Source organism: Endozoicomonas arenosclerae (assembly GCF_001562015.1).
Lineage (GTDB): Bacteria > Pseudomonadota > Gammaproteobacteria > Pseudomonadales > Endozoicomonadaceae > Endozoicomonas_A > Endozoicomonas_A arenosclerae.
The window spans coordinates 13,499-32,710 of the sequence record NZ_LASA01000100.1; the positions used below are offsets into that span (position 1 = coordinate 13,499).

At 47.7% G+C, this 19,212-nt stretch carries 8 protein-coding genes; 2 read left to right on the forward strand and 6 right to left on the reverse strand.

Annotated features, from left to right (window positions below; all coding sequences use genetic code 11):
- Positions 1-81: 81 nt before the first annotated feature.
- Both WG89_RS15925 and WG89_RS15930 read right to left on the reverse strand, forming a co-directional pair.
- Complete coding sequence (locus WG89_RS15925; RefSeq protein WP_062267894.1) at positions 82-1,881, reverse strand: hypothetical protein; 1,800 nt, start codon at positions 1,879-1,881, stop codon at positions 82-84.
- A 38-nt stretch (positions 1,882-1,919) separates the two neighbouring features.
- A complete protein-coding gene (locus WG89_RS15930) occupies positions 1,920-2,741 on the reverse strand; it encodes an OmpA family protein (RefSeq protein ID WP_062267896.1) in 822 nt (273 codons plus the stop codon).
- Positions 2,742-3,104: 363 nt separating this feature from the next.
- Between WG89_RS15930 and WG89_RS15935 the strand changes: the two genes are divergently transcribed.
- On the forward strand, positions 3,105-6,203 hold the full coding sequence (locus WG89_RS15935) for a chitinase C-terminal domain-containing protein (protein ID WP_062267898.1): 3,099 nt from the start codon (positions 3,105-3,107) through the stop codon (positions 6,201-6,203).
- An 89-nt stretch (positions 6,204-6,292) separates the two neighbouring features.
- Here the strand turns inward: WG89_RS15935 and WG89_RS15940 are convergent, their stop codons facing one another.
- From WG89_RS15940 to pseF, 4 genes are all read right to left on the reverse strand, one after another.
- Complete coding sequence (locus tag WG89_RS15940; protein WP_062267900.1) at positions 6,293-15,640, reverse strand: autotransporter outer membrane beta-barrel domain-containing protein; 9,348 nt, start codon at positions 15,638-15,640, stop codon at positions 6,293-6,295.
- 281 nt (positions 15,641-15,921) lie between these two features.
- Positions 15,922-16,113, reverse strand: a complete 192-nt coding sequence (locus WG89_RS15945; RefSeq protein WP_062267901.1) for a hypothetical protein — start codon at positions 16,111-16,113, stop codon at positions 15,922-15,924.
- 135 nt (positions 16,114-16,248) lie between these two features.
- Positions 16,249-17,427 (reverse strand): pseudaminic acid synthase, encoded by a 1,179-nt coding sequence (gene pseI, locus WG89_RS15950; protein WP_245662927.1) that lies wholly within the window; start codon positions 17,425-17,427, stop codon positions 16,249-16,251.
- A gap of 150 nt (positions 17,428-17,577) precedes the next feature.
- A complete protein-coding gene (gene pseF, locus WG89_RS15955; RefSeq protein ID WP_062267904.1) occupies positions 17,578-18,276 on the reverse strand; it encodes a pseudaminic acid cytidylyltransferase in 699 nt (232 codons plus the stop codon).
- Between the two features lie 356 nt (positions 18,277-18,632).
- Here pseF and WG89_RS15960 point away from each other — a divergent pair, with 356 nt between their 5' ends.
- Positions 18,633-18,929 (forward strand): hypothetical protein, encoded by a 297-nt coding sequence (locus WG89_RS15960; protein ID WP_062267906.1) that lies wholly within the window; start codon positions 18,633-18,635, stop codon positions 18,927-18,929.
- Positions 18,930-19,212 lie beyond the last annotated feature (283 nt).

Genomic DNA, 19,212 nt, shown 5'->3' on the forward strand with positions numbered 1-19,212 from the left:
TTCAGACTGGGAGTCCGACAGTTTTATAAAGCGTGTCTTATAACATGGCGATCTGTTTTTCGCTATGAAGATTTGGGAGGGTCATGCTGCACTGTTCATTTTCAGGAATTTTTCCAGAACGGCTTCCTGCATTCTAAGGTAGTGAAAGGCAACCGTAGTGTCACCTGTCTCGGGGTTCGCCAGCATGGTTTCCATGGCTGTGTTGATTCGTTGACGGCAGTCCATGAGGAGTTGCGTGTCATTTTCCGAGAATACTCTACTGGGCAGTGTGGCACCGATGGCGTATTGGTAGCACTGGTTTCTGAAGCTTCTCATCGTGTCTTTGAACTGGTCCAGAGCTTCCTTGCTTTCAAACCCGGGAGTTCTCAATAGCTCACGGTTGATCTGTTTGTAATCGTCTATCTGGCAACGATCGACATGCAGGGTCAAGCCTGGCTCATCAAGCTCAGATTTTTTTATAAAGTCTGAGTCTATGCTGGCTCCCTTACTGTTTCTTAATACCAGAGTCGGAAGGGGAGCGAAGGGGATATTGGCTTTTCTTTTGTGTAATTGCCGGTGGCGTTCTTGCATATGTTCGAGAAATTCTGGCGTATTACGTCGCTGATATGCAGCCTCGCTATGCTCTTGTTGAAAGGAGTCTAACTCATCATCAAGCCGCTGATGCTGGGCTTTTAAATCGGCTAACTGCTGTTCAAAGACCCAATGATGCAGCCGGCCTTTTTCAAGCGAAACCACTTCCCGTTGGTCAATGTGTCCGAAAGGTTGCACCTGGTATTTTGTCGCGCTTTGTAAGATTGGATGTTGCTCGGCAGAAGATTGTGCTATCGGGTTTTGTTGTTTGTTGGGTAAATCCTTTACTCCATGCTTAGCATAAAGTCGGGCTACTTCTGCCTGTAATTGATCCTGATTCAATGGCGTAGAAGGTCGACGGCTTTCTGGTATATCTCTTCCAATCTGATCAATAAAGCCTTCCAGCTCTGCTTCCAGTTTATCTTTCAAGGCTTGCATGCTACTCAGTTCCAGACTGTCCACCAGTCCTTGATGCCAGAACCCCTGTTCATCCTGCCAGCCCATGATCTTTCCCTGAAACTGATTAAGGGCTTGCAGACTGAGGAAAGTATTCGGGTCGATGTTGTTTCTCAGACAGTGGGCTTTAAAACCGTCGTGGCCAGGCAAGAAGCGTTCGGCCAGCTGCTGCCTCTGTTCCTGAGCCTTGGATTGAGCGGCTTGTCCCAGATCTGAGAGCACTACCATGTATTCAGTAACAGCCAGTTTGACCAGTCCGGGTAGTGAATCCGCTTGTGCCATGACACTTTGGACGTCGTCACAAAAAGCTTTGATTTCATGATAATCCGGAGGAACTCCGCTACCGGTCAGAAAGTCTCTCAGCTTAGCGGCCTGATGGTCAAAATTACGGATCGAAACTTCCAGTCCGGTTTCTCTTTTAATGGTCTGCAGACCTTTTCGGAGTCTCCGTGTTTGCCACCTTTTTGCCCGCTTTAAGGAAATGTCCGAATCTTTGGGAACGGAGGCATTGCCTGGCATGAGGGCTGTCAGGATTTTACGGGCTCGTGAAGGTGATTCCTGAGGTGTCTGACTCTCCTCTCTGGTCTCGACATAAGGAAAGCGGGGTGGCAGCTCAAGGCTTGAGACTTTATGGGCAGGTAATGCTTGATCGGAAAGCTCTTTGGCCAGAAGGTAGCCTTTACTGGCAACAGAACCCTGTTGAGTGTCAGAGCCAGTGGGACTTCTTTCTGTCATTTTGCGAACGGGATGTTTGACCACTTCGGCCTTTTTACCCCGAAAACGGGAAACCACGCCATCCTTGACGGTTCGGGCAATCCCGGACAATCCATGATAAACGCTGGTTAAGATATGCATCCTGCCTTCCCTGGCAATTTGAATTCCCTGAGCTTGTCTCAGATTCCGCTATAGAGCTCTACTTTCCGGTTAAGAGCACGGCCTTCACGGGTTTCGTTATGAGCTCTGACTATGCCTCCAATCAGGGCTTCCACCTGATCCTGGTTGACGCCCTGGTCTACCAGGTACTGTTTAACAGCTTCGGCCCGTCGTTTGGAGAGTTTCTCGTTATATGTATCGACACCTGAGCTATCGGTATAACCAAAAGCTTTCAGTTTGATGTGTTTGTCTTCCTTGAGTCGCATAGCCACTTTGTCCAGATAGGTTTTGGCATCGTCATCCAGAGTGGCTTTGTCAAATTTGAAGAGAATACTTCCCAGATCCTGGGAAATCGGACAGCCTTTAGCATCAACAGCCACTCCGGCCGGAGTATCGGGGCATTGATCCAGGTTATCAGGCACACCGTCGTTATCAGAGTCCGGGCAACCTTCAGCATTCACTGCAACCCCGGGTGGTGTGTCAGGGCATTTGTCCATTTTGTCGGGTACACCATCCTTATCGCTGTCCAGTGTGCAGCCGTATTCATCCACACGCACTCCGACCGGTGAGTTCGGGCAGCGATCCATACTGTCCTTTACGCCATCAAAGTCTGAGTCGCCGTCTGGAGAATTTCTGCAGAGCAGACCGCCTAGCAGAGCGCCAACCACAGCGCCGCCGGCTGCAGCTCCGGCACTTTCAATGGCACCAATTACGCCACCGGTACCGCCCCCGATCAGAGCACACTGACCCCAACGTTTCATGGAACCATCGGAAGCACAGCCCGAAAGCAGTGCAGCAAGAACAATAGGAATTGAAAGCCTGATGAGATAGTTAACTCGCATTGCAGACTCCTCGATAATCAGCCAATGCAGAAGAGAATGTCAGTATAGGTCAGCATTTAGTGTGGTCGGGTGGATTACCCGAAATAAACGACGCTTAAAAGGTGAGTATAATTTCAGGTTGTTTTTTGCTCAGGATGTTAACCAGATCACTTGTAAGGGGCGCATTTGTTTGAGATGTTAATGATGATAAAAATGAAACCGGTTACATTTTGATTTTTTGATTCGAGGCTTCTTTTATGTGGGCCTCTACAGGGGCATGCATTTTTAAGAGCAGTAGTTAGGGGTGTCTGCATTAAACGGCCTATCCTGGCTTCATTGGCTGGTCAGAACAGCCAATGAAGCCAGGGAGAGCAGGTAATAAGAATGATAAAAACGCTAGTAGCGGGAAGTCTGTCGAGCATGGCCTTGCTGACCAGCCTGTCAGCTCATGGTTATGACTGCAGTGGACTCAGTGAATGGGAAGCCGGAGTCGCCTATACAGGAGGTAGCCAGGTCAAGCATGATGGGCTGGCCTACCAGGCAAACTGGTGGACCCAGGGTAATAATCCTGCGGAACGTTCCGGGCAATATCAGGAATGGAAAAGTCTGGGGGAGTGTGATGGTCAGACCCCTCCACCACAGCCCAATCAGCCACCTTCTGTTTCTCTGACATCTCCTTCACAGAACGCCAGTTACACAGAGGGTGATAATGTCAGTTTCAGCGCTACTGCCTCTGACAGCGATGGTTCTGTAGCTAAAGTAGAGTTCTATGTGGGCAATACTCTGGTTTCAACGGATGCCTCAGCTCCCTATACTGCAAGCTGGACGGCTACAGTTGGAAGTCATTCGGTTCTGGCAAAAGCAGTGGATGATGACAATGCTGAAACGTCTTCTTCAACCGTTGCGATAACGGTGAGCGCTGTCAGTTCAAATCAGCCTCCGTCTGTTTCCATGACGGCTCCGACTGCGGGCAGTGAGTTTCAACAGGGGGATACCGTCACATTGGCAGCTGATGCTTCAGACGATGATGGTTCTGTAGCGAAAGTGGCCTTCTATGTGGGGAACCTGCTGGTGGGTGAAGATGCCTCTGCACCCTACAGTCTGGACTGGACAGCCACTCCTGGCAGTCATCAGGTCAAGGCCAGAGCCTACGACAATGAGAATGCCACCACAGATTCTTCATCTGTGGCTCTTAATGTAACCGGTTCCATTGTGAGCGATGACTCTTGTCGTCCTGATGGTCTTTATCAAACACCTGGTGTGAACACACCTTATTGCACGATTTATGATGAGAACGGCCGCGAAAAAATGGGGGCGGATCATCCAAGAAGGATTATTGGCTACTTTACCTCCTGGAGAAACGGTGCCAATGATCAGCCTTCTTATCTGGTCAATAACATTCCCTGGGACAAGCTGACCCATATTAATTATGCCTTTGCCCATGTGAATGCTGAAAATATGATCTCAGTGGGTAACCCTGGCAATCCAGATAATCCTGCAACGGGTATGGAGTGGCCTGGTGTTGCCGGTGCAGAAATGTCTCCCGAATACAGCTATAAAGGTCATTTCAATCTTCTGAATAAATACAAGCAGCAGTACCCCGATGTTAAAACCCTGATATCTGTTGGCGGTTGGGCTGAGACGGGTGGCTACTTTGACGAGAATGGCGACCGGGTAGACAGCGGTGGCTTCTACACAATGACCACCAACAGTGATGGCAGCATCAATACCTCAGGCATTAATACATTTGCTGACTCTGTCGTTCAGTTCCTGAGGGATTACGGATTTGACGGGGCTGATATTGATTATGAGTACCCAACGTCCATGAATAATGCCGGTAACCCTCTGGACTTTGCCATTGCTGACAGCATGCGTGGAGGTCTGATGGCTTCTTACGTAGAGCTGATGAAGGTGCTGAGGCAGAAGCTGGATGCAGCCGGTGCCCAGGATGGCAAGCATTACATGCTGACCATTGCCTCTCCCTCTTCAGGCTATCTACTGCGTGGTATGGAAACATTCCAGGTCACCCAGTATCTGGATTACGTCAATATCATGTCCTACGACCTCCATGGGGCCTGGAATGAATTTGTCGGTCACAATGCTGCATTGTACGACAATGGCGAAGACAGTGAGCTGAAAAGCGCAGGAGTTTATTCAACTTCTCAATATGGTGGCATTGGTTATCTGAATACGGATTGGGCCGTGAAGTACTTCAGAGGGGCAATGCAGGCAGGCCGAATTAACATTGGTGTGCCTTATTATACCCGAGGATGGCAGGGTGTTTCCGGAGGCAATAATGGCTTGAACGGTAAAGCGCCGCTTCCAAGCCAGTCCGATTGTCCTGAGGGTACCGGTGGCAGTGCCAAGTGTGGTTACGGTGCTACCGGCATCGATAATATGTGGCACGACAAGGATGCCAATGGCAATGAAATGGGAGCAGGCTCCAACCCCCTGTGGCACGCCAAGAATCTGGAAAACAATATCCAGGGCAGCTATCTGAGTGCCTGGGGATTGGACCCTGATAATAATCCAGGCCATAGTCTCACTGGCAGTTACCAGCGCTTCTACGACAATGTTTCTGTAGCCCCCTGGCTTTGGAATGAGAGTAAGAAAGTTGTCCTTTCTATAGAAGATGAAGAGTCCATGGGCACCAAACTCCAATATGTCATCGACAGCGGAGTAGGGGGCATCATGTTCTGGGAGCTGGCGGGTGACTACGGTTGGGATGCAGCCAAAAATGAGTACACTTTCGGAACTACCTTGACCTCATTGGCCTATGATCGGTTTGCCAGTGCTTCAGCTTATGATAGTCGTCGTACAGATCGAACCGTACCCGCAGAGGCTGTGGATGTTGAGGTATCTGTCGGAGGATTCAAGCTGGGTGATCAGAATTATCCTCTGAACCCTAAACTGAAAATCACCAACCGCAGCGGTACCACTTTACCGGGTGGTGCTGAATTCCAGTTTGATATGCCAACCTCGACGTCTGATGAGATTTCTGACCAGAGTGGTTTTGATCTGCAGGTTATTGAAAGTGGTGCCAATGCTGCTGGTAACAATATTGGTGGACTGGAGAATGATTTCCACAGAGTGTCAGTCAAGTTGCCCAGCTGGCAGAATCTGGCTGATGGCGCCAGTGTTGAAGTGACTCTTAATTATTATCTGCCCATTACCGGACCACAGGCCTGGACTGTGAATATCAACGGTACGGACTACGCACTGAAGCAGGAGTATCCGGACTTGCCTCTGGCAGATCTCAGCAGTAACAGCGGCGGTGGAAATGGGAATAGTGGCGGTGTCAGCTGTGAATCTGAAGGGGTGAATACCTCAGGCCTGCCAGTGTACCCAAACTGGCCCAATGGTGGTTCGAATGCCAATGGCGGTGACCAGGTTATCCATAATGACAAGGTCTACAAGGCGAAATGGTGGACCAACTCGGAGCCTGGTAGTGATGATACCTGGACCTTTGTTTGTAACCTGTAATTAAACCTCGTCTAAAAAAAGAGCGGCCATCTTTTCAGATGCCGCTCTTTTCTATTTTCAGGAAGAAATTATTTACATCAGGGCCTTACTCAGAATGCATAGCTGGCTCTGGCTATAAAACCATGAGCTTTGTAGCTGTCCATCCAGTCGTAGGTATAGCTCAGGGTAAAGGTCATGTTGTTGTGGGTTTCCATATCAACCGCTGCTCCAAATTGATAACGGTTCTCTTCACGCTTGGCTCCATTGATCAGGAAAGCGTTACCACCCTGAGCAAAGTGTGCACTCATGGTCACCGGATCATCTTTGAAGTCATGATAGGCCATCAGGCTGGCTTCTGGCTTGAAGGTCATCTTTTCGGTTTCAAGATCTCCCAGCAGCTTCAGACCGGCTCCCAGTTCCAGTATTTCAAAGTTGTCGCTTTTGATCTTGTCAAACAACAGAATGTTGGACTGTCCGGTACCGCTCTTCTCCTTATAGTCGTCTGGTTTGATGTGAGCATAGTTAAAGGCAATCTGTGGAATCCAGCTCCATTTACCGGATTGACCAAGAGGTAACTTATAGCCACCCAGCAGTCCAATGTCCCAGGTATTCACATTGTATTTGGCCTTGATCTCACTGCCCTGAACGTAACGCTTACCGTCGTTTTCGCCCCAGGTATAACCTACACGACCATCAACAAACATAGGGCCTTGCTCAAAGGTAGAATAAACACTGAAGGTACTGCCTTCGGTATCCATTTTGCTGGTGGAACCATCTGTACCTTTAACGTCACCCTTTGAGTAGGTATAGGCGACACCTAACTTAAAGCGATCATTCAGATCAGAGTCGGCGCCAATAGTGAATCCATTGGTTTTGGCTTCATAGCCGTAGTACTTGTCCTTTTTATCCTGGGTGGCATCACTGTAGGCATACTGCAACCAGACGTTACCGGAAGAGAACATGTCACCGGCAGAAATACCGGTACGCTGACCGGACTGTCTGGCTCCAATGGCATTACCAGCCTGTCGGATTGAAGCTTTGGCTGAGCTGATGGAGGCGCCGGAAAGGTCTGGGGTCATCTGGTTTGCGATTTTGGCTACTTCAACGGGGTTCCTGTTCACTTTGTTGGTTGAATTTCGAACCCAGTCATTCAATGGGTCGCTGACGTTAGCCATTGTGACAGCTGAGCCTCCTTTAGGGTCTATGGCGGTTTCTATGGCTTTCTGAGCTGAGGGATTTGCTTGGCCAGCAGCTGCCAGACCCTTGATGAAACTACCCATGGATGATCCACTGACAGTGAGGTTGTTGTTAGAAACAACACTGCTGTAGTGGGTGTAGCGAAGACTCATTGGATATTTAACTTCAGCCTGCCCGGAGAGGCTGCTGTCCGCTTTCATAAACAGATAGCTGGTTCCACCACCATTATCAGGCATGCCTTTCAGATCCAGTACGGCTTTTTCTCCCAGAACTATCTGTCCGGCTTGTATGATTGGAGGGACTGTTTGTTGGGTCACCGGAAGAGCCATTACTGTCTCAATAGATCCATCCTGACGGTAAGTGCCTACATCAGAGATGCGTGCATTCACTTCCAGTTTCAAGCGATCAGACACGGTCATTTCTTTCAAGCCACTTCCTTGACCTGTAATGATGCCCTGGGTGACCTTCAGGCTGTCCTTGTTGCGATTTGCCTTGAGATTGGCGAGGCTGCCGTTTTTAAGATTAACCTCAATCCCGCCCCGGCCTGAAGTGTCAGAGAAGTCGATATCCGCTACTGTGCTGCCACTTTGGATATCCAGTTGGGTGACAGCCTTACCACTCTTCAATGGTTGTCTGCCTTTCAGATCCAAAGTCAGTACACCTGTTCTGGCCTCTTGGGTTACGCCGCTGTCCATCACAGTGGTGACCTTGCGAACGCTTACGCCAGCCTCTGCAGTCATGGCTCTTGCCTGTGCACTGTCAGATCTCATCCTGTAGATCTTCTGAACTCGCTTGGATACTGCATTGACTTCTGCTGAAGTACCAATAGCTACTATCGCTGGATCATGAACCACTCCAGCAGTCCAGGATGAGCCTGTAATCATCACTTCATCAACACCGGTCATACTACCAATCTCACCACCCTGTAAAATAACCCGGTCACGCATCACCTGACTGGCTTTGATGTCACCTGTTGAGCCACTGGCTTGCAGGAGGTGGAGACGTTTGCTTCGCATTCCCTGCTGATTACCCGCTAACTGCAATTCAGTAATCTCGCCACCGGCATTGGTGATGACTAAGTCACAGACACCGCCAATACACTCGGCTGCTGATTTTTGAGCTGCTCTTGATGAAGGATCAACAGGTAGAGATACTCTGATGCTTGCTGTCTCGGGAGCAGTAGCCTGCAACTCCTCAACTTCAACAATACTTGCTTTACCTGTTTCGGTAACGACCAGACTGATAGGGTTCTTCATTTCCAGGCTGCCTTCACTGGTAGAAATACTGGCGTTGAGGAACCCGGTTGCATTTTCAACAATTCCTCTTCTCAACTCCAGTACATCTTCTTTGTCAGGATTAGCCTTCAGGTCTGCAGTAACAATGCCGCCATCCTGTATGAAATGAAGTGTGGGTCGTTGCATGTCGCTGGAAAAATCAGCATTCCCAATAGTGCCCTTGTTAGTCAGTTCAAATACTCCATCAGTAGATGTAAACGATAATGCGAGAGTATTTCTTTTTCCGTCTAAGGAAACTTTATCCTTCATGCCTATTGAAGTGGCTTCAGCATCTTCTTCAATGGTAAGACTGGACAGGTCTTCTGCAACTTGCTTGAACTCCCAGCTCTTTCCATAGACATGCAGGTTGTCTACCTGGGTAACCTTGTCCAGCTTAGCGCCGTCTCCCAAATGAAGTTCCCCAATGTATTCTGAGCCGCTGATGCTCAGATGTTTAGAGTCTGTGTTCATGGCAAGGAAACTATGAAGTAGGGCATAGTCTGCTGGAACCACATTAGTAGTGCCTACATGAACTTTTTCAAACGGTGAATTCACAACCAATTGAGTTGCGTCATAGATAGCTTTCTCTTGCTCCGATTTTGCAGGGCCAAACAGATCAACTCTATCTACTCTCCTGATGTCACTCAGCCGGCTTCCTTCAAACAGGTCCATTCGTTTTATGGATGACTGAGAGTCTCCAGATATCTCAAGGGGTTTTGTTAAGGTTTGGAGAGAAAGGCTGGTATTGGCCGCTAAAGGAACAGGTTCTGTCAATACCGCACCACCCAGTCTTACGCGGTTAAGATTAATCTCTTGACCAAGGTGTAAAGTACCAGCGTCAGTAATCATCCCTGCGGTCCATTGAGTGCTATCCAGGGTTACCTTTCCACCTTGTAGCTTGATATCGCCAAAGCTTGCCTGCTGACCAAAGCGAATTTCATTTAAAGATCCGCCAGCGCGTGTCACTACTTTCAAGGGGAAGGCAGGAGTTGTTGTAAGGCTCAGGGTATTATCACCGCTGGTTTTAGCTGATCCATCGCCACTGACATAGAGTTTGTCTATCAAACCTCCTGTTTTGACCACAACTTTGCTGATACCTTCATACATTCCTTCAGATGACCAGGTATTCACCCAGTGATCATTTTTATCACGGGTTCTGGCCGCTTTTATGACTGTGAAGTTCTGCGCTGGTTGTGTGAGCGTGCCTCCTGACAGTTTGAGTACATCATGTTTGTCTTTACTACCGGTTAATGATTCAGTGGTGCCGCCTGCCAGTTCATAGGTCAGGTTTGGGCGGCCTGAATAGCGAAAATCAGCCACTTTTACATCTGTACCGCTCTTCATGTGCAGATGTTTAGGTTGCTGGTCTGTATAGGCAAAAATGATACTTTTGGATTTTGCTTGTGATGTGGCTTCAGCTTTTTGTCTGGTTGCTTGCGGTGCGACCCCGATAACAGAAATAGAATCAACAGTGCCTGCATCGCTATCCAGTTCAAAATACTTCTGATCATACCAGATTTCAGCATCCCACCCTGGGCCACTGAAGAAGTATCCAGAAAATCCTTGATGGTCCGTTGGAATAGGTCCTTTTGCGACTTTCAACACATCGGCCTTTTTAGGGTTTGCACGCAGCACTGCATTAGCATTTCCGCCGTCCTGAACATACATCAGATTGGGGCGGCCAGTGGTTTGGGAAAAGTCGAGTCTGTTGAGTGTTCCTTTGTTTCTTACAGTGAAAAAATCGTCATCTTCATAGTCATCTTCAGTACCGGTTTCAAAACCTATTGCGATATTACCGGCGATCGAAGCAGGCATGATGCCCCCGGAGTATAAAGAATCTACAGACCCGGTTTGGCCAATGAAGATTTCTTCCAGACTCATAACGGGCTTCAGGATTGACCAGCTACTATGAGCCGAAAAGACATTCAGGTCAGTTATATCCTGAACCTGATCCAGTCTGGCACCTTCCAGCAAATTCAGGTGCGTGGTATAGCCCTGCATGCCGAAGGCGGACAATGGTTTATTGACCGTTTTAAATCTCAGGGTATTGGGTGATGATGAGCTGAATTTGGCTTGCGAACCACCTACTTCGGCCTTCTCGACTGTGGTTTGAGCAACCAGCTTGCCAGCATCAGGAATTACACCCGATTGCCAGTCGTCACCTGAGACGGATACAGTTTCCAGGTTGCCGTTATTGGTAATGCTTCCAAGAGTACCGGACTGTCCCAGAGCCAGCTCTTTCAATGATGAATCTTTGTCTATGGAGAGGGCAGGTTGATAGCCTTCTGTAACCCATGTGAAGGTTCTGGTACCAGTATCTGGGTTTGTCTTGCTGTTGGTGACCTTGAGCTTGTCAATCTGGCCGCTTCTGACTTGCACTGCTTTTGCCATAACGGTTTTAGCTGACCAGCTATCGGTAGCGTCTTTCGTATCCACAATAAAGGTGTCAATTCCTCTGATATCGCCTAAACGACCCTGTTCCCTCAATACGGCAGATATAACATTATCATTTCCGATGATGCCAAGAGGCTGCTCTAATGTCTGAAAAGTGAGCGTATTAATAAAATCTTTTGCTTCAAGATCAGGGGTTCCACCTATATAAACGACAGCAGGGTTTTGTGCATTAAACTCTTGGGCATCAGTAATCAGACCCACTTTGAAAGGAAAACCTGTGGTCGTTACTCGCTTCAATGTACCTTTGTTGTTTACTCTTCCTAACGCGCTGTCTTGTCCCAGTGCCAGTTCACTCAGCACGGAACCTTTCTTGATCATGACTTCGCCAAGCTTCTGACCGCCATTCATTTTGCTTAGCAATGTCAGCTCATTAGGCTTTGGGGCTGGAAGGGTGACGGGGATCAGGCCAGTAACCATCAGGCGATTAAATCGGGGGGATTCAATGCTCAGGCTTTCCACCCCTTTCGCTGGAGTACCAAACTGCCAGTCTTTGCCGGCTACGGTCATTTTCAGTTTGCCAGTGACTTCACCCAGTTTGGCTTGGCTTAGTACATGCAAGCTTATGTCATGACCTTCGCTGCCCTGAACACTCAGAGCGCGCTTCAGGGTTTTGAATGACAGTTCGTTAGCTTTGGGCACCTTTGCAAAACTGGCTTCGCTGCCGCTTACAAATACTTTATTGATGGTGGTTTCAGAGATGAGCTTACCTGCATCGGGTATCGCCCCGATTCGCCAGTCATCTCCTGTTGCTCTGACGGTCTCCAATGCACCCTTATTGGTAATGCTTTCAAGAGTCCCGGACTGTCCGAGTATCAGTTCCTTAACTGTTGCGTCTTGATCAATCGTCAGTGTGGGTTGATAGCCATCAGTGACCAGAGTGAAGCTTTTGTCACCAGTGACTGGGTTTGTCATGCTGTTAGTGACCTTGAGCTTCTCTACCTCACCGCTATTGACATGAACCTTGTTAGCTTTGACTGTGCTGGCTGACCATGCGTCCTCACTCTGGGTTTTGATTGCCAGCTTGTCGAGACCACTGATGTCTCCTAGCTGGGCACCACCGAAAACGTTTACGAGAGGAATTTGTGTGGTGCCCGTTATGTCTAGATCATATTGCAGCGTATTGAACGACAGAACTCCAATACCAGATCCTGGCTTAAGTATATTACCGACATTAACATGTACAATGGGTTTATCGCCCTTGGTTTCAAGTGCTCCTGCGTCAGTAATCAGATCGCTCGTGACACCGCCTCCCGTTATTGTGACTTTCCCGCCTCTGAGGGTCACATCACCGAGATTGGCATCTTGACCAACAATCAATTCATCCAGCTGTCCCCTCTTAACATGGATCGCCAGCTCACCAGCCTCACCAGTACCTGTCTGTATATTCAGGTTTTCATTGCCAGAGCCTTTGGCAGAAGCGTCTCCAGAGACGTGCAGTGACTTCAGCTGCCCACCTTTAACTCTGACTTCATCCAGATTGCTGAAGAGTCCTCGGGCATTCCAGCCTGTACCTTTGACGACCACACTCTTGAATGAGTCCACATTGCCGGGCTGAAAATTACCCCCTGCAAGCACCAGTCGATCATTCTTGTTGGGATTGCCTCGGTATTCTTTTGTGATTCCATCCTTTTGAACATAATTCAAATCAGGACGCTGCTCTTCAGAAAAGTCGACTAAATCGACTTGGGCAGAACTCATCAGGGTTGTGCGTTTGAACTTAACATCGTCTGTATAGGCCAGAAATACAGTCTTTCCTTCACTGGTTGGGGCTGGTGGAACACCCTCTCCAGAGGCGGGCTTCAGAGCTATTGCTTTGATCAATTCGACGCTATTGTCTTTGCCTAATCCAAAGAACTTTCTGTTTTGCCAGGCTTCATCAGCCCAGCCTGCTCCCTCAAAACCTATCCCACTGATGCCCGAAGGATTTTTAGGAATGTTGCCACTCATGACATAGATGGCGTCAGCCATCTCTTCGTTGCCTTTGATTACAACGTTATTATTGCCCCCATCCTGAACGTAGAGCATGTTAGGACGGGCAGTACCGGTAGAAAAATCAACCTCGCCAATGGATTGGGGGGACCGGTTTGAAATTATGAAGTAGTCGTCGTCATCGTATTCCTGATCCTTGAAAGCCAGACTCAGGGACATCGGGTCTGAACTGGTAAATTTGGCAGAGGGGGCTAGATCTACTTTATCCACAGACCCACCGCTTTCAACATCAATGAAAGCTATATCTTCAACAAACCCATGGGATTGCCAGCCAGAGCCCTTGATGACAATATGTTCAACCCCTTTTACTGAGCCGAAATGCATAGTGTCATGAATATCCAGTTGGCCGATCAGGTACTGTGCGTCAGAAAGAAACTCAACCGGGTTAGCTGAAGACGATGCATTCAGCCACAGTGTTTTCTTAACGTCGTCTTTTATTTCAGAGTCATCAGCGCTCAGAACAACGTGATCAATAGCATAACTGTCTGAGGGCTTTGGGCTGGCTTTTGTTACAACAGTTTTGACGCCATCCTGTAGTGAAGGTAGACCCCATGGTTCTATATTGTCTCTAACTTGCGGAGCCATGATTCTGGAAATACCAGAGGCCTTAGCGATTTTGCCGCTTCTAAGGGTAATCTGATCATTGATGCTAGGGTTACCTCTGACTTCTTTAATAACTCCGGCTTCAAGCATAAGACCCATCGGTGGGCGGCTGTCACCTGTTGAAAAATCAATAAGATCAACGTTTCCTTTATTGGTTATTGTGAAAGGCTTTGGCTTCGCAGAAGCATAGCTTTGTGGTGAAAAACTGAGCTGCAATAATTCTTTATCTAATCCTGCGGTTGAAGCGGTGATGGTATTGGCACGCCCATCTTTTTCAATCAGAACTCTCTTTAGATCGGTAATGGGTTGTTTGACTTTCCAATCACGATCTTTAATGGCCAGCCCTTCAATTCCAGAAGCAGTGCCCAGTTCGCCTGCTGTGCTGAGTGTGAGTCTCTTTATTTTGCCTTGATCGACTGTTTCTACGTCCAGAGGCTTCCCTGAAGTGGCAAACTTAAGGTTGGCTCTTGCATTATCCAGTTCTGACCCGCTAACAAAGACATTATTGATTGGACTGCTTGGCTTCAGTTTACTGGCTCCTGATATCCACCCAAGGGCTTTCCACCCTGTGCCTGAAACGTCGATGGTAGAAAAGCCTGATATATTACCGAGTATTTCAACGGGTCCGTTCAAGTCAGTAGGAGCTGGAATTACAGGGTGTATAAGGAGGGTGTCGTCTTTACCACCTATGCCTTCCATATCACCTGCGACAGTACCGCCAGTTAGATGTAAGTGATATGTTCCACCTGACTCCGTCTTGATGGCAGGTGTACCTTCGAGGTAGTCGCCGGGCTGAACTTTTAGTTTGTAACCATCAGGAATATCTTTTTCCTTTGCAAAGCTATTCTGAATACGCAATGCAGTACCAATTCCTTCTATGCGTCCAATTTTTTGCAGGTCACTACCGCCTGCGGCGTAAATACCTGTGGCTCCAGCGTGAATTAGTTGAATCATGCCCATATTGTCTATAACAGCGTGATCTACATCTGCTGCCATACCATAGCTACCATCGACATCAACTGTAATCTGTGCATTGTTTCGAATGGTTGCTCTGGCAGTATCCCCTTCAGCAGGATTCTCATCATGGGCAAACATGCCGTAACCTTGGGATTTGCTCACCTTGATTAAATTGTCGTTTATGCTGAGTGCATTTCTCAGGGCAGGATCTGCAGGGGATTGAGCCCAGTTTCTGATTCTGGACATCATTCCGTAAGCACCTGTGGCTTCAACACTGATCGTACCTCTGTTGATGCCTTCACCTTCGCTGACAGAAATACCCCTGGCTTTTTCTGTCTGTATCTGAATCAGACCGTTTTCATTATTGACCCCTGTTGCCGTGCCTGTATGAGAGTCAGAGTTGTCACCAGCGTCATCAGGGTTGTTGCTGAATACAACGGTAATGCCTTTTGCCGTCTCGCCTATAGGAGTAGTGCTAGGGTCCTCCCCTAGAATTCTCATGGTTCCTTGGTTTACAGCTGTGCTGTTTTTGCCCCCTATCACCATGATTGACTGAGCTGATTTTTGAGAAGCGCTTTCAGCTGAGTTCATAACGCACATGGGAGTGTTGGTAACCTGCATTCCTTCGCCGAATATGGCATTGATCATGTAGTTATAATTATTCTTCCCTTCTGTGATTCGGCCCGTTACTGTTCCTTCATTTATGAAAATACCTCCGCCAGTAGCTGAGCCGTCGGTAGGGCCATGTACCTCAATATTGTCTGACCATCTTCCTTGGCCTGGATTACTTTTATCCGTTGGGTAGACGGTCTGTCCTGAAGGCAAAGTAACCGTTTCACCTGCATTTATGACTTTCTTTGCTTCGGGTGGCCACTGACCAGTAGGAAATGGTTCTGTTCCTGATGCCCAACTCGACAACACCGAGGCAATAGCAAATGCCAGTACACTTTTTGAATAGGTAAACGCAGCTGTTCTCTGACTCATTGGTACACCTGTATAAGCCATTATCTAGGCACTTAGCCCATGGAAAGAAAAAACGCGGCAGAAAAAAGACTAGAGGTTGGAGGTTAACTGTCGCGGAAAAGCGAATTGACCCGTTGATTCAGGTAAGTTGATTAAGAACTGCGCAGCATCCTAGAGAAAGCAGATGAAAATTTGAAATAATCTCTTTCTCTAATGAGAGGCTCTAATAGAAGCAGATGATTTTAAAGTGGGCTTTCCCCGGAAAAACGATACGGTTGTCGTTTTCCGGGGAAAGCATATGATCAGATTTGAGGTAGGTCAGTATCCGTCTGGGACAGAGGCTCGGAGGTGTATCCTACGCAGGCTAAAGGGTCTTTATTCCTGTCGGATAACAGTGAAATAAGGTATTCAGGGTAACGGATGTCGTCTATCGCGCCGCCGGGATGAATAGCTTCTTCAAATAACTGCTGTTTGTTGAGTCCTGGGTTATACATGATCGTCTTCCTTTATGATTAACCATTTCAAAAACACATTTTCAGCTACCAGAGAACACTTCACTGCATACCTTCCATCACCAGAAACTACACAAAGTCAGGGTTCCGTTTATAGCTGTCTACTGACTTCAAATATCAGACACCTCCTGCCTTTGACTGCACTCTATTAAAATCTGTTTCATTCTTTTCCCTGTGGCTCCATGACAAAGGGGTACCTGCAGAGATGTCCATTGCAGCTCTGGAACCTATGAATTCTTCCAGGTGACGAGGGTGAAGCCCGTGAGCCGGTCGTACTGATCTGAGGTTATGATGGTCGAAGATTTCACCTGCTTTTACATCTTTTGCAATGTACAGCGAACGTCGGAACTGACGGTTGGAAACTTCACTGCTTTTCAGGCTGTAGTCTGGTTGTCCAATAGCCGTCCATGACTGATGGCACTGTCTGGTGAGTGATAAGAAGGCATCCGGCTCCAACGAAAACTGAGCATCAACGCTGCCATCTAAACGATCCAGCACAAAATGTTTCTCGATCAATTTTGCACCAAGGGCCACAGAGGTAACAGCAACGATAGAGTCCAGAGTGTGGTCACTCAGGCCAATGGGAAATGAGAATCGATTCTGAAGGTCTTTAAGCGTGGCAAGATTACAGTCTTCAACAGGAGTAGGGTATCCGCTGATACAGTGAAGCAGACAAAGCTGTGTGCCTCCGGCATCAGCCACTGTGGCTACGGCTTCCTCTATTTCTTCCAGGGTAGCCATGCCGGTGGAAATAATAACCGGCTTTCCTGTCTCAGTGACTTTTCGAATCAGGGCAATATCAGTGACTTCAAAAGAGGCAATTTTGTAGGCAGGGCAATCAAGTTTCTCGAGAAACTCAACGGCAGATACATCAAAAGGCGAGGAAAACAGGGTGATATTTCTTTGCCGAGCCCTTTCAAACAGAGCTTCATGCCACTCCCAAGGTGTATGAGCTTCGTCGTATAGTTCGAAAAGTCTTCTGCCGTCCCAGAGACCTTCTTTGATCAAGAAGTCTGGAGCATTGCAGTCCAGCGTGATGGTGTCAGCTTTGAATGTCTGGATTTTTACTGCGTGTGCGCCTGAATCGGCGGCAGCATCGATGAGAGAAAGGGCTGTTTCCAGCTTCCCACCATGATTGCCGGACAGTTCTGCGACCATATACGGTGGCTGACCGGGGCCTATCCTGCACCCGTTAATTTCAATACTGCCTTGAAACCCGGAAGTGGGCGACATCACAGGGGATGACACGTCATCTCTTTTGCTATGGGCATTTGATAACTGTTCTTTTGAAAACAATGGTGTTCTCCATTGCCTTAGCAGTTACCGATTAACGTATCGGAATTTTTTCAGACTGTCACTCTTTTGACGGTTATATTTTTTTGACAGTGTAAAGCAGAAGTGTATTTGATGGCTTTTACAGGAAGGATAAGCGTTGAAGAGAATAGGCTACTGCTTGTTTTTTTCTTCCAGAAGCGTGTGTAGCACCTCTGCTTTCAGCCAGTCAGATTCAGTATCAATATCCTGAGCATATTCTTCAGGCAGAACAATTGAGTAGGTTTTAGGGCCAAAAAACAGCTTTTGTTCTCTGAATGCTCGGGCCGTCCCCCAATAAAACTGGCCAGCATCATGATAGGTGGGTTCAAGGTCCTGGGTTCGGGTGTTTTCATGCTCCGGGTAAAACATTTCCACGGTACCATCAGCTTTGCGGCTCAATGCCCGCTGAATGGGGGATTCAAAGGGCACCACCGGAAAAGCGAAGTCATACTTTTCCTGATCAATAGCAAGATAGCCTTCTTTTAATGCAGAGCATTGAATAAAAGGTGCTGTGGCATAAATACAGCAGATTTTATCTAGCTCAGCTCCCTGATCTTCAAACCAATCCATGGCATGACGAACCACGTCCATAGTAGTGGCCTTATCGTGGCTGTATTTCTCCGGGCGTATAAAAGGTACTTCTGCCCCTAATTGTTCAGCGATTTCCGCTGTTTTTGGGTCATTGGTTGAAACAATAACTTTATCAAAAAAGGTGGCTCTCAATGCTGACTCAATAGAGTAAGCAATAATGGGCTTACCTTTGAATAGACGGGTGTTTTTTTCGGGTATGCGTTTGGAACCCTGCCGGGCTGGAATAATGGCAAGATTCATAACCGGAAGTCCTCATTCCGGCTACCAGTCGATGGATTGTGTTGCTGAATTAAAGTCAGTGGCACCTTCTAGCGCCTTGTTACCCCGGGATTAAAATATTGTCGGCAGAAATTGCATTGGGAGGAGGGTAAGGGCTTTATCCGTTTTCTTCAGGCTGTGAATTTTTTCTTTTAATTGTCATCAGGCATACAAATTGCTCTATTACCTTTGAGGTGGTCATATGGTGAGCAGTAGATGGGCGAGCGCACTTTTATTGTGCAGGACTTGCACCAGAATGACTCCGAGCAGATGGATCTGATAATACTAATACCAACTATTTATCAGCTTTGAGCTGTTTGAGTGCGGGGCTACCTGACATGCAACCACAAGATCTTCAGTTGAGTAAGAATGTCATTGATATGATGATGACAATCCGTCGACGGGTAAAAGCAGAGTTTGACGAGCGATTGATGCTTTCAGATGTACAAATTGTAGAGACTCTGGAATCCTTTCGGGCTCGCAGCATTTCAGAGGAAACCCGGCTTTTAATAGGCACCTGCCTGATGGAAATGACGGGCAGTCTCTCAGGCAGCTCCTCAGCAAGATCTCCTTCAGTTGAGGTTTCATCATCAGAGCCTAAAAGAAAGCCAAAAGAGTTTATCGAGGACAGGTGATCACATAATCGTCACATATTTCTGGCTATATATTGATCCCTAGCAGCCTGTCGGACTTGAACCCATAAACGCAGTTCAAGTAATTTCAGACTCTGACTATTCCGGAGAGAACTTATAAAACCCTCTCCGGCGCATTACATTTTCAACTTGTCCTTATGATTTTTCTCACTCTTGGCCTCAGATCAGCCCAATAGTGCCACAGATAAGTCGCCAACAAGACCAGTTCCAACCACTGCTCTTCATTCACTTGTTTCAGGCTGAACATCCGCCTCAAGTTATACGC